Below are 16,013 nucleotides of genomic sequence, written 5' to 3'. Positions count from 1 at the left end.
GCCCGACATGCCGAGTTTTTCCTTTCGCGAACTGACCCGCCGGCTGGCGTTCGGCGCACTGATGCTGGTCTCTGGTGCGGCCTGGTCCGCCGACTGGCCCAGCAAGCCGCTGACCCTGATCATTCCTTTCCCGCCGGGCGGCGGGGCCGACACCATCGGCCGCTACTACGCCGAGCAACTCTCCGGCACCCTCGGCCAGCCGGTGGTGGTCGACAACAAGCCGGGCGCGGGCACCGCCATCGCCGCCGAAGCCGCTGCCAAGGCCGCGCCGGACGGCTACACCCTGTCGCTGGCCACCGCCGGACAGCTCGCCATCCTGCCCAACCTGGCCGAGGGCCTGCGCTTCGATCCGGAGAAGTCCTTCGTGCCGGTTTCCGTGGTGGCTTCGATCCCCAACGTCATCGCGGTCAATGGCAACCTGAAGGCGACCAGCCTGCAGGAGTTGATCGCCGATTCGAAGGCCCGTCCGGGCGCGATCAGCTATTCGTCCTGCGGCAACGGCACGCTCTGTCACCTGACCGGTGAGCTGTTCAAGAGCCTGGCCGGCGTCGACCTGCTGCACGTGCCCTACAAGGGCAGCGCCCCGGCGATCACCGCGTTGCTCGGCGGCGAGGTGGACGTCTCGGTGGACACCCTGACCATCCTCGCGCCGCAGATCAGTGCCGGGAAGGTGAGGGGCCTGGCGCTGACCAGCGCGCAGCGCTCGCCACTGCTGCCGGACGTGCCGACCGCCGCCGAGGCTGGACTGCCCGGCTTGGAGACTTCCGGCTGGTTCGGCATCGTGCTGCCGGCGAAGACGCCGGAGGCCATCGTCGAGCGGCTGAATGGCGAGATCGGCAAGATCGCCCGTTCGCCCTTGACCGCAGAGCGCTTCGAGCAGAACGGCATCACCGTCGAATACACCACGCCCGAGGCATTCGCCGAAATCATCCGCAACGACCGGGCTCGCTGGGGTGAGGTGGCCAAGGCGTCCGGCGCGCGTATCGAGTAATCCGGCCCGCCGAACACGAAGCCCCTGGGTTTCTGGAAATCCAGGGGCTTCGGTGTTTCAGGGAGGGGAGTGCTGATCTTTAAATATGGAATATCAAAATAATAAAACAGTATTTTATTGGAATAAGAGAAGGTCCTATCGTCAGCGCCAACCCGCCTATCCGGTTCGGGTATGTCCAGACCCGCCCAGGGCTGAAGATCCAGCCCGGGCTCACGAAGCGAGAACAATACCGATGAAGAAAAGCTTGCTGTTGACCATCCTGGCGACGACCCTTGCCGCCACCTTGAGCCATGCCGGCGAGAAGCTGAGCGTAGCCGCCACACCGGTGCCGCACGCCGAGATTCTCGAGCTGATCAAGCCGCAACTGGCCAAGGAGGGGATCGACCTGGAGGTGAAGGTCTTCACCGACTATGTGCAGCCCAACCTGCAGGTCAGCCAGAAGAACCTGGATGCCAACTACTTCCAGACCAAGCCCTACCTGGACACCTTCAACGCCCAGCGCGGCACCGAACTGGTGATCGTCAAGGGCGTGCATGTCGAGCCCTTCGGCGGCTATTCCAGCAAGTACAAGTCCCTCTCCGAACTGCCGGACGGCGCCACCATCGCCATCCCCAACGAGGGCAGCAACAGCGGTCGCGCCCTGCTCCTGTTGCAGAAGGCCGGGCTGCTCAAGCTGAAGGACCCGAGCAACGCCCAGGCCAGCCCTCGCGACATCGCCGAGAACCCGCACAACTTCAAGTTCCGCGAACTGGAAGCGGCGATCCTGCCGCGCGTGCTGCACCAGGTCGACCTGGCGCTGATCAACACCAACTATGCCCTGGAAGCCAAGCTCAACCCGAGCAAGGATGCGCTGCTGATCGAAGGCCGCGACTCGCCCTACGTCAACTACCTGGTGGCGCGCCCGGACAACCAGGACAGCGAGGCGCTGAAGAAGCTTTCCGCCGCGCTGACCAGCCCGGAGGTCAAGGCGTTCATCGAGAAGCGTTATTCCGGCGCGGTGGTGCCGGCTTTCTAAAGCCGCCGGCCCGTGTCTGGGAGGCATGATTATTGGGTTCCCGCGGCGCGGGAACGACAGAGGAAAAACTGTCCACGGCGGTAAGGACGTGATCTCCGTCCTTGCCTCTTTTACGCCGGCGAATGTTCGCCGGCGTTCTTTTTTGTTTTTTGGTTCCCCGCGTTCACGGGGACGACGGAGGATAGCGAGCGCGTGGCCTGAGCCCTCGTCATTCCACCCAGTCGTTCACTCGCCATCCAGGCGCTCGGGCTGTGTATCGACGGGCTGCGTATCGGCCGGGTCCGGCGTAGGGGAGGCGAGTACCTTGTCGATGCGCTTGCCGTCGAGGTCGACCACTTCGAAGCGCCAGCCCTGCCATTCGACGACGTCGCCGGTGCCGGGCAGGCGGCCGAGCAGGCACATCACCATGCCGGACAGGGTGTGGTAGCGACCGCGCTCTTCCTCCGGCACCGACTTCAGGCCCAGGCGATCCTTCATCTCCAGCAGCGGGATCAGGCCGTCCAGCAGCCAGGAGCCATCCTCGCGCCGCACCGCCCAGCCTTCCTCGATATCGCTGTGCTGGAATTCGCCGGTCAGCGACTCGACCAGGTCGTGCAGGGTCACCAGGCCCTGGATGTCGCCGTATTCGTCGACCACCAGCACCATGTGCGGGTTGGCGGCGCGGAACTGTTCCAGCAGCTCCATGCCGGTGAGGGTTTCGGGTACGTACATCGGGGGTTGCAGGCCCGTGTCCAGGCTCATCGGCTCGCCGCGCAGGGCCTGTTCCAGCAACTGCTTGGTGCTGACGATGCCGAGGATGTCGTCCAGGCCGCCACGGCAGACCGGGAAGCGCGAGTGCTGCGACTGGCCGATCAGCGCCAGGCTTTCCTCCAGCGGATGCTCCACGTCCAGCCAGACGATCTCCGAGCGCGGCACCAGCAGCGAGGAGATCGGCCGCTCGTCCAGGCGGAACACGTTGCGCACCATTTCCTGCTCGCTCTTCTCGATGATGCCGGCCTCCGAACCTTCGGCGAGCATCGCCTGGATCTCTTCCTCGGTGACGCTCGGCCCCCGTGCGTCGCGCTGGCCCAGCAGCCCCAGCAGCAGCGTGGTGGACGCCGAGAGCAGGTGCACGAACGGCCGCGAGGCCACCGCCAGCATGTTCATCGGCCGCGCAACCAGCCGGGCGATGGCTTCCGGGTTGAGCTGGCCGATGCGCTTGGGCACCAACTCGCCAACCACGATCGACACGTAGGTGATCACCGCCACCACCAGCACGGTGGCGCCTATTTCGCTGGCCCGCTGCGCCACGCCGAGGTCCTGCAGCCAGTCGGAGAGCGGCCCGGCGAGCGCCGCTTCGCCGAAGATGCCGCTGAGGATGCCGATGGAGGTGATGCCGATCTGCACTGTCGACAGGAAGCGGGTCGGGTCCTCACCCAGCTTGACGGCGATCCCCGCCGAGCCGTCGCCATCCTCGGCGAGGCGCAGCAGGCGGCCACGGCGCGCTGTGACCAGGGCGATCTCGGACATGGCGAAGACACCGTTGAGCAGGATGAGGGCGATCAGGACGAAGATTTCCATGGAGGAACCTGGCTGTGGTTTACGGCAACGGTCCCGCCATGGCGCGCGCTGGATGCGTGCCTGGCGGAGGTGGAGGGGAGCTGTGTCGCCAGTGGACGGGCAAGGCGGTGTCGCCAGCATCGTCGGTGTTGCTGCTGCCTGGCCGTTCGGCGCATGACTCGGAAGGAGTGTTCATATCGCGAAATTACAGACCTCGTCCGGCGCCTTATCAACAGCCGTGCAAGATTCGGTAGCGATTGCGTTCAGGCGCTTTCGCGCTCGATCAGCCGGCAGTCGAGCAGGTTGAGACGCTGCGGTTCGCCGCCCGCCGGCAGCACGCCGAGGGTTTCGAGGATGCGCCGCGCGGCCAGTTCGCCGATTTCCAGGGCCGGCGGCTTGATGGTGGTCAGGCTGGGCAGCAGCATTTCCGCGAACGGGTAGTCACCGAAGCCGACCACCGCGCAGTCCTCGGGGATGCGCAGGCCGGCGCGTTGCCCGGCGAGCAGGCCGCCGGCGGCCAGGTTGTCGTTGGCGAAGACGATGGCATCCGGCCGTGGGTCGCGTTTCATCAGTGCTTCCATGGCCTGCTTGCCGGCCTCGAAGGGCGCGCGGTCGGCGCTGGGTACGAACACCCATGGCTCGCGGCCGGCGGCGCGCAGGGTGTCGGCGTAGCCGTCGCGGCGCTCCAGGGCGCTGAGGTCGCCAGCGGCGCTGTTCTGCACGAAGGCGATGCGCTGGTAGCCCTTGTCGAGCAGGTAGCGTGCGGCAGTGACGCCCACCTCGTAATGCAGGAAGCCCACCTGCAGCGGCTCGCGCTCCGGCCGGTAATCCCAGATCTCCACCACCGGCACGTCGGCCCCGGTGAGCAGTTTCTCGGTGGCCGCGCTGTGGAAGTGGCTGGTCACCACCAGGGCGGCCGGGGACCAGCCGAGGAAGGCGCGCACCGCGCTTTCTTCCTGCTCGTCGGAGAAGTAGCTGGAGGCCAGCAGCAACTGGTAGCCGTGGCGGGCGAGGGTGTCGCTGAAGCCCTGGATGGTGGCGGCGAAGATCGGCCCGGAGATGTTCGGGATGACCATGCCGACGATCCGCCCGCGCGCCGAGGCCAGCCCGCCGGCCACCAGGTTGGGGACGTAGCCCAGTTCGGCGACCGCCGCCTGGATGCGCTCGCGCAACTCCGGCGAGACTTGCTCCGGCTGGTTGAAGTAGCGCGACACGCTGATCGCCGAGACGCCGGCCTGCCTGGCCACGGTGCTGAGGGTGACGCGTCCGGCGCCGCGACGTTTGCGGGGAGTGTCCTTGCTGTGGCTCAAGCGGGGAATCCTTGCAGATTGTGGTGGCGCAGGGGTCTCGGATGTTAGCGCTAACAGAAAGTGACGTGAAAATTCATTAAAGGAATATAAATATAATTTTTTAGTATTTTACGCTCTAATCGATCGGCTCGGATACTGGCGATGTTAGCGCTAACAAACGAGCTGTCCACTTTCGTCTGCCACTCGCACGAGCGAGACCGGATCACCGACAGCCCTCCCACAGGAGCCTGCACGAACAGGCGTAATCCGGTCTCACGCAAGGGCAGAGCAACATGAACGACATCGCAGCGAAGATCGCTCCGACCACACACTCCGGCGGGTGTCTCAGCCCGCTGGCCATCGGCATCCTGCTGGCGACGCTGGGGAGCGCCGCCAGCGCCGCGCAACCGACGCAGGAAGAGCAGGGCGGCAACGCCGCCGTGACGACCCTGGGCGCCGTGACTGTCACCGCCACCCGCCGCGAGGCGTCGCTGCAGGAAGTGCCGGTGGCGGTCTCGGTGGTCGATGGCGAGCAACTGGAGCGCGACAATCGCAACAACGTGGCGAGCATCGTCCAGCAGGTGCCGACCCTGAACTTCCGCACTGGCGCCTCGAACAAGGACACCTCGCTGTTCGTCCGCGGTGTCGGCACCATCTCCACCTCGCCGGGCGTCGAGCCGACGGTCGCGACGGTGATCGACGGCGTGGTGCTCGGCCGTCCCGGCCAGTCGACCCTCGACCTGCTCGACGTACAGCGCATCGAGGTGCTGCGCGGACCGCAGGGCACCCTGTTCGGCAAGAACGCCTCGGCCGGCGTGCTCAACGTCGTCAGCAAGGAGGCGCCGGAGGAAACCAGTGGCTACGTCGACTACTCGCACTTCGGTGGCGGCAACGAGAACCGCCTGCGCTTCGGTATCGGCGGGCGCCTGAGCGACACGCTGAAAGGTTCGCTGAGCGCCCTATGGGGCCAGTACGACGGTAACGTGGACAACGTCCACAACGGCCACGAGGTGAACGGCTACAACCGCAAGGGTGTGCGCGGCAAGCTGGAGTTCGAGCCGAACGATGACTTCCGCTTCACCCTGATCGGCGACTACGCCACCGGGGACGACGACGCGCCCAGCGGGGTGATCGTCTCGGCCGCCAACCCGGCCTTCGCCGGAGCGCTGCGCCCTGTGGTGCCGAGCGAGCACAACCGCGACATCAACACCGATTACCGGACCCACGTCGAAGACCGCAATACCGGGCTGTCCGGACAGGCCGACTGGAAGCTCGGCGATTTCACCCTGACCTCCATCACCGCCTGGCGAGGCTGGGACAACACTCAGTACCAGGACGGCGACCGCCTGGCCAAGCTGCCGCTGGTGGGCTCCCACGACAAGGGCGAGGTGGACTACAACCAGTATTCCCAGGAATTCCGCCTGGCCTCGCCGAAGGGCGAGTTCAACGAGTACGTGATCGGCGCCTTCTACATGCATGGCAAGTCCGACGAGACCTACCAGCGCTGGTCGACCAACGCCGGCGCGCTCGATCACGGCCGCGCCGACTACAGCGTCACCAACGACAGCTTCGCACTGTTCGGCGAGAACACCTTCAACTTCACCGAGGATTTCCGCGTCATCTTCGGCCTGCGCTGGACCTACGACGACCTGGAATACGACCACCGCCGTGTCTCCACCTCGGCGACGCCGGTCACTGGCATCCAGCCGTCGACCGCCAGTTCCGGCTCGGTAGACGAGGATGGCTGGAGCGGCCGCACCGGCGTGCAGTACGACTTCAGCGACAACCTGACCGGCTACGCCACCTACTCGCGCGGCTACAAGGGGCCGGCCTACAACGTATTCTTCAACATGCAGCCGCGCGATACCGATGCGCTCAAGCCGGAAACTTCCGACTCCTACGAGATCGGCCTGAAGAGCAGCGCCTGGGACAATCGCCTGGTCGCCAACCTGGCGGTGTTCCATACGGACTACGACAACTACCAGGCGAACTTCTTCGACACCGTGGCCAACCAGGTGGTGACCCGCCTGATCAACGCCGGCAGCGTGAAGACCCAGGGCGTCGAGCTGGACTGGAGCCTGCAGGCGACACGCGCGCTCAAGCTGTCCGGAGCGCTGGCCTACACCAAGGCGCGCGTCGACCACTTCAACTGCCCGCCTGGCGCCGCGGCCAACTGCAACATCGACGGCGGCCGGCTGCCGTTCACTCCGGACTGGAAGAGCTACGTGCGCGCCGACTACGTGATTCCGCTGGAGGGCGGCCTGGACCTCGAACTGGCCACCGACTTCAGTTGGCAGGACGAAGTGCAGTTCAGCCTCGACCAGAACCCGAACACCGTCCAGGGCGCCTACGGCATCTGGAACGCCAGCATCGCCCTGGCCGACTACAACCAGGGCTGGCGCGTGGCGCTGCTCGGCAAGAACCTCGCCGACAAGTCCTACGCCCAGGCGCTGGCTTCCGGCGGCAGCCACATCTACCGCGCCGTGCCGCGCGATGACCAGCGCTACTTCGGCATCCAGGTGCGCAAGGACTTTTGATCGACTTCCGTGGGGTGCGCTGCGCGCATCGCGAGATCGACGGCGTCGGCCTTTCGGTGGGCACGGCGCCCTACGTAAAGCTGCGTGCAGGACCTGCCCGAGCCGACGCAGAGCGGCCGGGAGGCATCATGAATCTTCAGGTAACCCAGCCATGACCCAATTCCGTCAACTCAGCCTTGGCGCCTTCCTGATGGCCGGCGGGCACCATATCGCCGCCTGGCGCCACCCGGACGTGCCGGCCGATCCGCTGGACTTCCCGGCGTACAAGCGCGTCGCCCAGCTCGCCGAGGCGGCCAGGTTCGACGCCTTGTTCGTCGCCGACAGCGTGGCCGCTCCCACCGACGCCATCGCCAGCCAGACCTCGCGTTCGGTGTACTTCGAGCCGCTCACGCTGCTCTCGGCGCTGAGCGCGGTGACCGAACGCATCGGCCTGATCAGCACGGTCACCACCAGCTACAACGAGCCCTATCACGTGGCGCGCAAGTTCGCCTCGCTGGACCACCTCTCCGGCGGTCGCGCCGGCTGGAACCTGGTGACCTCCGATGCGGCCGCCGAAGCCTTCAACTTCGGCCGTGACGCGCACATCCCGCACGCCGAGCGCTATGCCCGCGCCCGCGAGTTCCATCGGGTGGTGCGGGGCCTGTGGGACAGTTGGGCCGACGATGCCTTCGTCCGCGACAAGGCTTCCGGCCAGTTCTACGACCCGGCCCGGCTGCACGTGCTCGACCACGTGGGCGACCACTTCAAGGTGCGCGGTCCGCTCAATGTGGCGTGTTCGCCGCAAGGTCGCCCGGTGGTCGTGCAGGCCGGCTCCTCGGAGACCGGTCGCGAGCTGGCGGCGGAAACCGCCGAAGTGGTGTTCACCGCGCAGACTTCGCTGGCCAGTGCGCAAGCCTTCTATGCCGACCTCAAGGGCCGCCTGGCGGCCTTCGGGCGCGACGAGGACGACCTGCGGATCATGCCCGGCGTGTTCGTCGTGGTCGGCCAGAGCGAAGGCGAGGCGCGCGAGAAGTTCGAGCAGTTCCAGGAGTTGGTCGAACCGGAAGTGGGCATCGCCTTGCTCGGCCGAATGCTCGGCAACTTCGACCTGTCCGGCTACCCGCAGGACGGCCCGCTGCCCGACCTGCCGCTGACCGAGAACGGCCAGCAGAGCCGCCAGAAGCTGCTCACCGAGCTGGCCGGTAACGAGAGCCTGACCCTGGCCCAGCTCGGCCGGCGCATCGCCGGCGGGCGAGGGCACTACAGCCTGATCGGCACGCCGAAGCAGGTCGCCGACGAACTGCAAGCCTGGTTCGAGCAGCGCGCGGCGGATGGCTTCAACGTGCTGGTGCCGCACCTGCCTGGCGGGCTGGAGGATTTCGCCACGCAGGTGGTGCCCGAGTTGCAGCGACGCGGATTGTTCCGCACCGAGTACCAGGGGCGCACGTTGCGCGAGCACCTGGGGTTGAAGCGGCCGGGGAATGAGTTCTTCGCATGACTACCACTGGTAGCCCGGATGCAATCCGGGAGGCGGGGTCGTGGGCTTTCCCCGGATTGCATCCGGGTTACGGGGGCAATGGTGGAGGAGTCCATTTTTCGGGTGATGACGAATGGCCCTCTCCCCCCGCCCTCTCCCGTAAACGGGAGAGGGAGCTTGTCCGAGCTGCCTGTGAGCACCGAGCTGAACCGCAGCACCGTGATAGCTCCCCTCTCCCATTCATGGGAGAGGGGCCGGGGGAGAGGGTAGCGGCCTGCCGCACCACACATCACCCAAAACCAACACCAAACCCACATTCCCACCAAGGACCCACCCATGACCTACACCGCCGCCCCCAACCGCTACGAGCGCATCCCCTATCGCCGCGTCGGCCGCAGCGGCCTGGTGCTGCCGGCCCTGTCCCTCGGCCTGTGGCACAACTTCGGCGACGCCACGCCCATCGACACCCAGCGCGCGCTGCTGCGTACCGCCTTCGATCACGGCATCACCCACTTCGACCTAGCCAACAACTACGGCCCGCCCTACGGCAGCGCCGAAATCAACTTCGGCCGCCTGCTGCGCGCGGATCTCCGCCAGCACCGCGACGAGTTGATCGTCTCCACCAAGGCCGGCTGGGACATGTGGCCGGGACCATACGGGCAGGGCGGCAGTTCGCGCAAATATCTGCTGTCGAGCCTCGACCAGAGCCTGCAACGGCTCGGGCTCGACTACGTGGACATCTTCTACTCGCACCGCTTCGACCCGCTCACGCCTCTGGAGGAAACCGCCGGTGCGCTGGCCGACATCGTCCGCCAGGGCAAGGCGCTGTACGTCGGCATCTCTTCCTATTCGGCGGGCAAGACCCGCGAGATCGCTGCGTTGCTGGCCGAGCACAAGGTGCCGCTGCTGATCCACCAGCCGGCCTACAACCTGTTCAACCGCTGGGTGGAAAAGGACCTGCTGGCCGCCACCGACGAACTTGGTGCCGGGGTGATCGCCTTCACGCCGCTGGCCCAGGGGCTGCTCACCAGCAAGTACCTGAACGGCATTCCCGAGGACGCGCGGGTCAACCGCCCGGGTGGTGCTTCGTTACGCCCGGAACACCTCTCCGAGGCCAATCTCCTGCGCGTCCACGCGCTGAACGAGATCGCCCTGCGCCGTGGCCAGAGCCTGGCGCAACTGGCGCTGGCCTGGACCCTGCGCGATCCACGGGTGACCTCCGCGCTGGTCGGCGCCAGCCGGCCCGAGCAACTGGTCGAGAACATCGCCGCCCTGGACAACCTGGCCTTCACGGCCGAGGAACTGGCCGAGATCGACCGCCACGCGGTGGAAGGCGGCATCAACCTCTGGGAAAAACCTTCGACCGACTGGCAGGAGTGAACATGCAGCGATTCCGTTTGGGCGCCGCCGTGCTGGCGTTGTTGAGCTTCGGCGCGCTGGCCGATCCGGCCGGCCTGCGCATCGGCTACCAGAAAGGTTCGGCGGCGCTGGTGCTGGCCAAGGAGCACCGCCTGCTCGAACAGCGCTTCCCGCAGACGAAGGTGCAGTGGATCGAATTCCCGGCCGGTCCGCAGATGCTCGAAGCGCTGAACATCGGCAGCCTGGACATCGCCTCCACGGGCGACATCCCGCCGCTGTTCGCCCAGGCCGCCGGCGCCGATCTCCTGTACATCGGCGCCGAGCCGCCCAAGCCGCAGGCCGAGGTGATCCTGGTGCCGGCGGACAGCCCGATCCGCAGCGTCGTCGAGCTGAAAGACAAGCGCGTCGCCCTGCAGAAGGGCTCCAGCGCGCACAACCTGCTGCTCCGTGCACTGGCCCGCGAAGGGTTGGGTTTCCGTGACATCCAGCCGGTGTACCTGCCGCCGGCCGATGCCCGCGCCGCCTTCGAAAGCGGCAGCGTCGACGCCTGGGGTATCTGGGACCCGTTCTATTCCGCCGTCGAGCTGGAGGGCAGGGCGCGCCTGCTGGTCAATGGCGAGGGGCTGGGCCTGAGCGGGCCGGTCCACCTGGCGGCACGCGGCTATGCCGAGGCCGACCCGCAGTTCATCCACGACCTGCTCGCCGAACTGAGCCGCGCCGAGGAACTGACCCGCAGCGAGAGGGCCGCCAGTATCCGCTTGCTGGCGAAATTCATGGGGCTGCCGGAAGCGGTGATCGAACGCAGCTTCAGCCGCCGCCCGCCATCGCCGGTGCTGCCGATCGACGACGCCATCGTCGCCGCCCAGCAGCGTACCGCCGACCTGTTCTACGAGAACCGCCTGCTGCCCAGGCGGGTCGATGTATCCAGCGCGGTCTGGCGTCCCTAGGCTCTGTACGAAAAGTCGCCGAGCGAAGGTCAGGCAAACCTAGGCGGCCCCGACAAAAAGAGGTGAGGAACGGACCGGGCTCGCGATCGAGTTTACGGCTGTAAATGAGCATGACTCGCTTCGCTCGCCCCTTCGGGGCCGCCCTGAAGGGCGTTAGCCGCAAGCGGCTTCCGAGTCTCTTTTTAACGCAGCATCACCGAGCACAGGCACTTTTCGTACAGAACCTAAGGGAGTTTTGCAGGAGCGAGCTCTACTCGCGAAGCTTTTGAGACGCCGATATTCGCGAGCAGAGAACTAGGCGTTCCCCTCGCTCCTACAGTCGGTGCCGCCGACCTCTGCCCGCCATAAACTTATTCGATAAAAGTATTTCCAGTTCGTGGCTTATGCTCGGTATTGTCTCGCCACAACTTGTTATAACAAGTAGGCATTCGAGACCCGATCATGGCGCAATTGCTCCCGCTTTCCCCCGTGCCGCTGTACAGCCAGCTCAAGGAGCTGCTGCGCACGCGCATCCTCGACGGCACCTATCCACCGCACAGCCGCATGCCCTCGGAGGCCGAGCTCGGCCGCAAGTACGACGTCAGCCGCATCACCGTGCGCCAGGCGCTCGGCGACCTGCAAAAGGAAGGGCTGATCTTCAAGATCCACGGCAAGGGCACCTTCGTCGCCAAGCCCAAGGCGTTCCAGAACGTCAGCACCTTGCAGGGCCTGGCCGAGTCCATGTCGCAGATGGGCTACGAGGTAATCAACCGCCTGTGCAGCCTGAAACACCTGGCGGCCACGGCGCGGGTCGCCGAGCGGCTGCAACTGGAGGAGGGCGCGCCGGTCACCGAGATCAAGCGCGTGCGCCTGGTCAACCGCGAGCCGGTGTCGCTGGAGGTCACCTACGTGCCGCGCGCCATCGGCGAGAGGCTGGAGAAGGCCGACCTGGTGGCCCGTGACATCTTCCTGATCATCGAGAACGACTGCGGCATTGCCCTCGGCCATGCCGACCTGGCCATCGACGCGGTGCTCGCCGACGACGACCTGACCCGCGCGCTGGAAGTCGAGGAGGGCGCGCCGATCATGCGTATCGAACGCCTGACCCACGGCGCCGACGGCACGCCGCTGGATTTCGAATACCTCTACTACCGGGGCGACGCCTTCCAGTACCGCCTGCGCATCGACCGGCAGAAAGGAGCCCGGGCATGAACACCCTCGAACGCGAATACGACCTCGTGGTGATCGGCGGCGGCACGGCCGGGCCGATGGCGGCGATCAAGGCCAAGGAGAAGAACCGTGAGCTGCGCGTGCTGCTGCTGGATAAGGCCAACGTCAAGCGCAGCGGGGCGATCAGCATGGGCATGGACGGCCTCAACAACGCGGTGATCCCCGGCCACGCCACGCCCGAGCAATACACCAAGGAAATCACCATCGCCAACGACGGCATCGTCAACCAGGCGGCGGTCTACGCCTACGCGACCCACAGCTTCGAGACCATCGAGCAACTGGACCGCTGGGGCGTGAAGTTCGAGAAGGACGAGACCGGCGACTACGCGGTGAAGAAGGTCCACCACATGGGCGCCTACGTGCTGCCGATGCCCGAGGGCCACGATATCAAGAAGGTGCTCTATCGCCAGCTCAAGCGCGCGCGGGTGGAGATCACCAACCGGGTGATCGCCACGCGCCTGCTGACCGACGCCGAGGGCGCGGTCAACGGCGTGATGGGTTTCGACTGCCGCACGGCGGACTTCCATGTGATCCGCGCCAAGGCGGTGATCCTCGCCTGCGGCGCGGCCGGGCGCCTCGGCCTGCCGTCTTCCGGCTACCTGATGGGCACCTACGAGAACCCCACCAATGCCGGTGACGGCTACGCCATGGCCTATCACGCCGGGGCGGAGCTGGCGAACCTGGAGTGCTTCCAGATCAACCCGCTGATCAAGGACTACAACGGCCCGGCCTGCGCCTACGTCACCGGCCCGCTGGGCGGCTACACCGCCAACAACAAGGGTGAGCGCTTCATCGAGTGCGACTACTGGTCCGGGCAGATGATGTGGGAGTTCCACCAGGAACTGGAGAGCGGCAACGGCCCGGTGTTCCTCAAGCTCGACCACCTGGCCGAGGAAACGATCCAGACCATCGAGGAAATCCTCCACAGCAACGAGCGGCCCAGCCGTGGCCAGTTCCACGCCGGGCGCGGCACCGACTACCGCAGCCAGATGGTCGAGATGCACATCTCCGAGATCGGCTTCTGCTCCGGGCACAGCGCCTCGGGGGTGTGGGTCAACGAGCGTGCCGAGACCTCGGTGCGTGGGCTTTACGCTGCGGGCGACATGGCCGCCGTGCCGCACAACTACATGCTCGGCGCCTTCACCTATGGCTGGTTCGCCGGGCACAACGCGGCGGACTACATCGCCGGGCGCGACTTCACGCCGCTGGATGAGGGGCAGGTGGAGCGCGAGAAGGCGCGCGTCCAGGCACCGCTGCTGCGCGAGCACGGCCTGCCGCCGGCGCAGGTCGAGTACAAGCTGCGGCGGATGGTCAACGACTACCTGCAGCCGCCCAAGGTGACCAGGAAGATGGAGATCGGCCTGGCCCGCTTCGCCGAGATCCAGCGCGACCTCGACCAGCTCAAGGCCAACAACCCCCACGAGCTGATGCGCGCCCTGGAAGTCAGCGTGATCCGCGACTGCGCCGAGATGGCCGCGCGCGCCTCGCTGTTCCGCGCCGAGAGCCGCTGGGGGCTGTATCACCACCGCGTCGATTACCCTGAGCGCAACGATGCGGAATGGTTCGTCCATTGCCATCTGAAGAAAGACGAGCACGGTGCGATGACCAGCTTCAAGAAGCCTGTCGAGCCCTACCTGATCGCCCTCGACGCCGAGGAGCAGCAGGCCTACGAGCGGTTGCGGGTGAAGACCGAGGCGGCGGCGTAAGCGGATACGTTTCTGGGTTCCCGCGTTCGCGGGAACCCAATAAAAAACATGAGGAACCGTGACATGGCCTACCAGCCCCAGGAAATCTTCTTCCGCAGCAGCGCGCCGGTGACCGTCGACGAGGACAAGTGCATCGCCCACAAGGGCTGCACCGTGTGCGTCGAGGTCTGCCCGATGGACCTGCTGGCGATCAACCCGGCGACCCAGAAGGCCTACATGGCCTTCGACGAATGCTGGTACTGCATGCCCTGCGAAAAGGACTGCCCGACCGGCGCGGTGAAGGTGGAGATTCCCTACCTGCTGCGTTGAGCCTCCATCGCAACCGTAGCCCGGATGCAATCCGGGGAATACTTGCACCCATGCTCCCGGATTTCATCCGGGCTACAGAGGGTGTCGAAGAAGCAAGACCGCCATCCGGCCAACCACCGGACGCCTGATGAAAGACCCCTCGTTTCCCACCACCCGGACCGCGTGGCGGAGACGATTCCAATACTCATGATTCGAGGGGAAATACCCATGCACTTGCGCACGACACTTGCCGGCCTCGCGCTGGCCATCGGCTCCATCCATGCCCAGGCCGAGACCATCCGCATCGCCATCGGCACCCAGGACACCACCATCAACTGCGCCACCGGCGGCCTGCTGATCCGCGAGCTGGGCCTGCTCGACAAGTACCTGCCGAAGGACGGCAAGTACAAGGATGCCCAGTACAAGGTCGAGTGGAAGAACTTCACCAGCGGCGCGCCGCTGACCAACGAAATGGTCGCCGGTAAGCTGGACTTCGGCGCCATGGCCGACTTCCCCGGCTCGTTCAACGGCGTGGCCTTCCGCGACGCCGGCAAGCAGAGCCTGTTCATCACCGTGCTGTCGGGCAGCACCCGGGGCAGCGGCAACGGCATCGTGGTGCCGGCGTCTTCCCCGGTGCAGTCGCTGGAACAGCTCAAGGGCAAGACCATTTCCGTGCCGTTCGCCTCCACCGCCCACGGCATGCTGCTGCGCGCCATCGCGGCGCAAGGCTGGGACCCGGAGAAAGACGTGCGGATCATCGCCCAGGCGCCGGAAATCGCCGGCTCCGCGCTGCGCAGCAACCGCATCGAAGCGCATGCCGACTTCGTGCCGTTCGCCGAGCTGTTCCCCAACCGTGGCTTCGCCCGCAAGATCTACGACGGCTCCCAGGCCAACGCGCCGACCTTCCACGGCGCCCTGGTCGATGCCGCCTATGCGAAGAAATACCCGGAGATCGTCACCGCCTACCTGCGCGCCAGCATCGAGGCCGACCGCCTGTTCGCCGCCGAGCCCGAGAAGTACAGCGAACTGATCGAGAAGGTCGCCGGCATCGAGGCCGAGGTGAACTACCTGTTCCATGGCCCGCTCGGCCTGCAAACCCGCGACCACACCTGGAAACCCGAGTACCGCCAGGCAGTGGCCACCTCCATCGACACCCTCAAGCTGCTGAAGAAGACCGACCGTGGCCTGGACGTCGACCAGTTCATCGACGACCAGTACATCCGCGCCGCCTTCCAGCAGTCCGGGCAGGACTACGACCAGGCGCTGGCCAACTATGCGCAACTGCCGCTGCAAGCCAACGATGCCGCGTCCGGCCAGCCGATCACCGACTTCAAGCGCCTGGCGCAGATCTGGGTGCGCGGCGAGGACAAGGTGCGCCACTACGCCTCGCCCGAGGCGGCCTTGAGTGCCCTGGCCCAGTTGGAAGAGGAGGGCAAGGACATCCGCGCCATCTACGCCCAGGCCGCCGACAGCGGCATCAAGCTGCTGGCCAACCAGGCGTGGTTCGTGCGCAATGACAAGGGCGAACTGAGCGCCTTCCTGCTCAAGGAGCAGGCCGAGGCCTATGCCCAGCGCAATGGTGGAACGGCGCTGGATTTCGTCAGTGCCAACCAGACGCTGGTGGCTAGTCGCTGACGGTTTTCCCTCTCCCCAACCCTCTCCACTAGGCGTGCCTCC

12 protein-coding genes are annotated in these 16,013 nt (G+C 66.1%); 10 read left to right on the top strand and 2 right to left on the bottom strand.

Annotated elements, in window-relative coordinates:
* Window positions 1–7 precede the first annotated feature (7 nt).
* Together PSEWESI4_RS19180 and PSEWESI4_RS19175 are read left to right on the top strand one after the other, a co-directional pair.
* Window positions 8–991 carry a Bug family tripartite tricarboxylate transporter substrate binding protein gene (locus tag PSEWESI4_RS19180; protein WP_187672825.1) on the top strand — a complete coding sequence of 328 codons (984 nt, stop codon included), beginning with the start codon at window positions 8–10 and terminating at the stop codon, window positions 989–991.
* 232 nt (window positions 992–1,223) lie between these two features.
* Window positions 1,224–2,006 (top strand): MetQ/NlpA family ABC transporter substrate-binding protein, encoded by a 783-nt coding sequence (locus PSEWESI4_RS19175; protein ID WP_187672824.1) that lies wholly within the window; start codon window positions 1,224–1,226, stop codon window positions 2,004–2,006.
* Window positions 2,007–2,231: 225 nt separating this feature from the next.
* Here PSEWESI4_RS19175 and PSEWESI4_RS19170 read toward each other — a convergent pair whose 3' ends face one another.
* Together PSEWESI4_RS19170 and PSEWESI4_RS19165 are read right to left on the bottom strand one after the other, a co-directional pair.
* Window positions 2,232–3,566 (bottom strand): hemolysin family protein, encoded by a 1,335-nt coding sequence (locus PSEWESI4_RS19170; protein WP_187672823.1) that lies wholly within the window; start codon window positions 3,564–3,566, stop codon window positions 2,232–2,234.
* Window positions 3,567–3,808: 242 nt separating this feature from the next.
* A complete protein-coding gene (locus PSEWESI4_RS19165) occupies window positions 3,809–4,855 on the bottom strand; it encodes a LacI family DNA-binding transcriptional regulator (protein ID WP_187672822.1) in 1,047 nt (348 codons plus the stop codon).
* 272 nt (window positions 4,856–5,127) lie between these two features.
* On the opposite strand from PSEWESI4_RS19165, the gene PSEWESI4_RS19160 reads away from it, so the two are divergent.
* The 8 genes from PSEWESI4_RS19160 to PSEWESI4_RS19125 all read left to right on the top strand — a co-directional run bounded on the left by PSEWESI4_RS19160 (window position 5,128) and on the right by PSEWESI4_RS19125 (window position 15,971).
* Window positions 5,128–7,371 (top strand): TonB-dependent receptor, encoded by a 2,244-nt coding sequence (locus tag PSEWESI4_RS19160; protein ID WP_187672821.1) that lies wholly within the window; start codon window positions 5,128–5,130, stop codon window positions 7,369–7,371.
* A gap of 151 nt (window positions 7,372–7,522) precedes the next feature.
* Window positions 7,523–8,848, top strand: coding sequence for an LLM class flavin-dependent oxidoreductase (locus PSEWESI4_RS19155; protein WP_187672820.1), 1,326 nt, complete (start codon window positions 7,523–7,525; stop codon window positions 8,846–8,848).
* 315 nt (window positions 8,849–9,163) lie between these two features.
* The gene (gene mgrA, locus PSEWESI4_RS19150; protein WP_187672819.1) at window positions 9,164–10,207 is read left to right on the top strand and encodes an L-glyceraldehyde 3-phosphate reductase; all 1,044 of its coding nucleotides are present in this window, start codon (window positions 9,164–9,166) and stop codon (window positions 10,205–10,207) included.
* A gap of 2 nt (window positions 10,208–10,209) precedes the next feature.
* On the top strand, window positions 10,210–11,133 hold the full coding sequence (locus PSEWESI4_RS19145) for an aliphatic sulfonate ABC transporter substrate-binding protein (protein ID WP_187672818.1): 924 nt from the start codon (window positions 10,210–10,212) through the stop codon (window positions 11,131–11,133).
* 441 nt (window positions 11,134–11,574) lie between these two features.
* Window positions 11,575–12,324, top strand: a complete 750-nt coding sequence (locus tag PSEWESI4_RS19140) for a GntR family transcriptional regulator (RefSeq protein ID WP_187672817.1) — start codon at window positions 11,575–11,577, stop codon at window positions 12,322–12,324.
* The gene (locus PSEWESI4_RS19135; RefSeq protein WP_187672816.1) at window positions 12,321–14,048 is read left to right on the top strand and encodes a fumarate reductase/succinate dehydrogenase flavoprotein subunit; all 1,728 of its coding nucleotides are present in this window, start codon (window positions 12,321–12,323) and stop codon (window positions 14,046–14,048) included. The genes PSEWESI4_RS19140 and PSEWESI4_RS19135 overlap by 4 nt, the downstream gene beginning before the upstream one ends.
* Before the next feature lie 63 nt (window positions 14,049–14,111).
* A complete protein-coding gene (locus PSEWESI4_RS19130; protein WP_187672815.1) occupies window positions 14,112–14,357 on the top strand; it encodes a 4Fe-4S dicluster domain-containing protein in 246 nt (81 codons plus the stop codon).
* Window positions 14,358–14,564: 207 nt separating this feature from the next.
* Window positions 14,565–15,971: an ABC transporter substrate-binding protein gene (locus tag PSEWESI4_RS19125; RefSeq protein WP_187672814.1), complete on the top strand. Its 1,407-nt coding sequence runs from the start codon at window positions 14,565–14,567 to the stop codon at window positions 15,969–15,971.
* Window positions 15,972–16,013: the final 42 nt, after the last annotated feature.

The sequence above is a fragment of the Zestomonas carbonaria genome, assembly GCF_904061905.1.
GTDB lineage: Bacteria > Pseudomonadota > Gammaproteobacteria > Pseudomonadales > Pseudomonadaceae > Aquipseudomonas > Aquipseudomonas carbonaria.
Note: the sequence above shows the minus strand (reverse complement) of the source record. Positions and strands in the feature narration are given on the sequence as shown.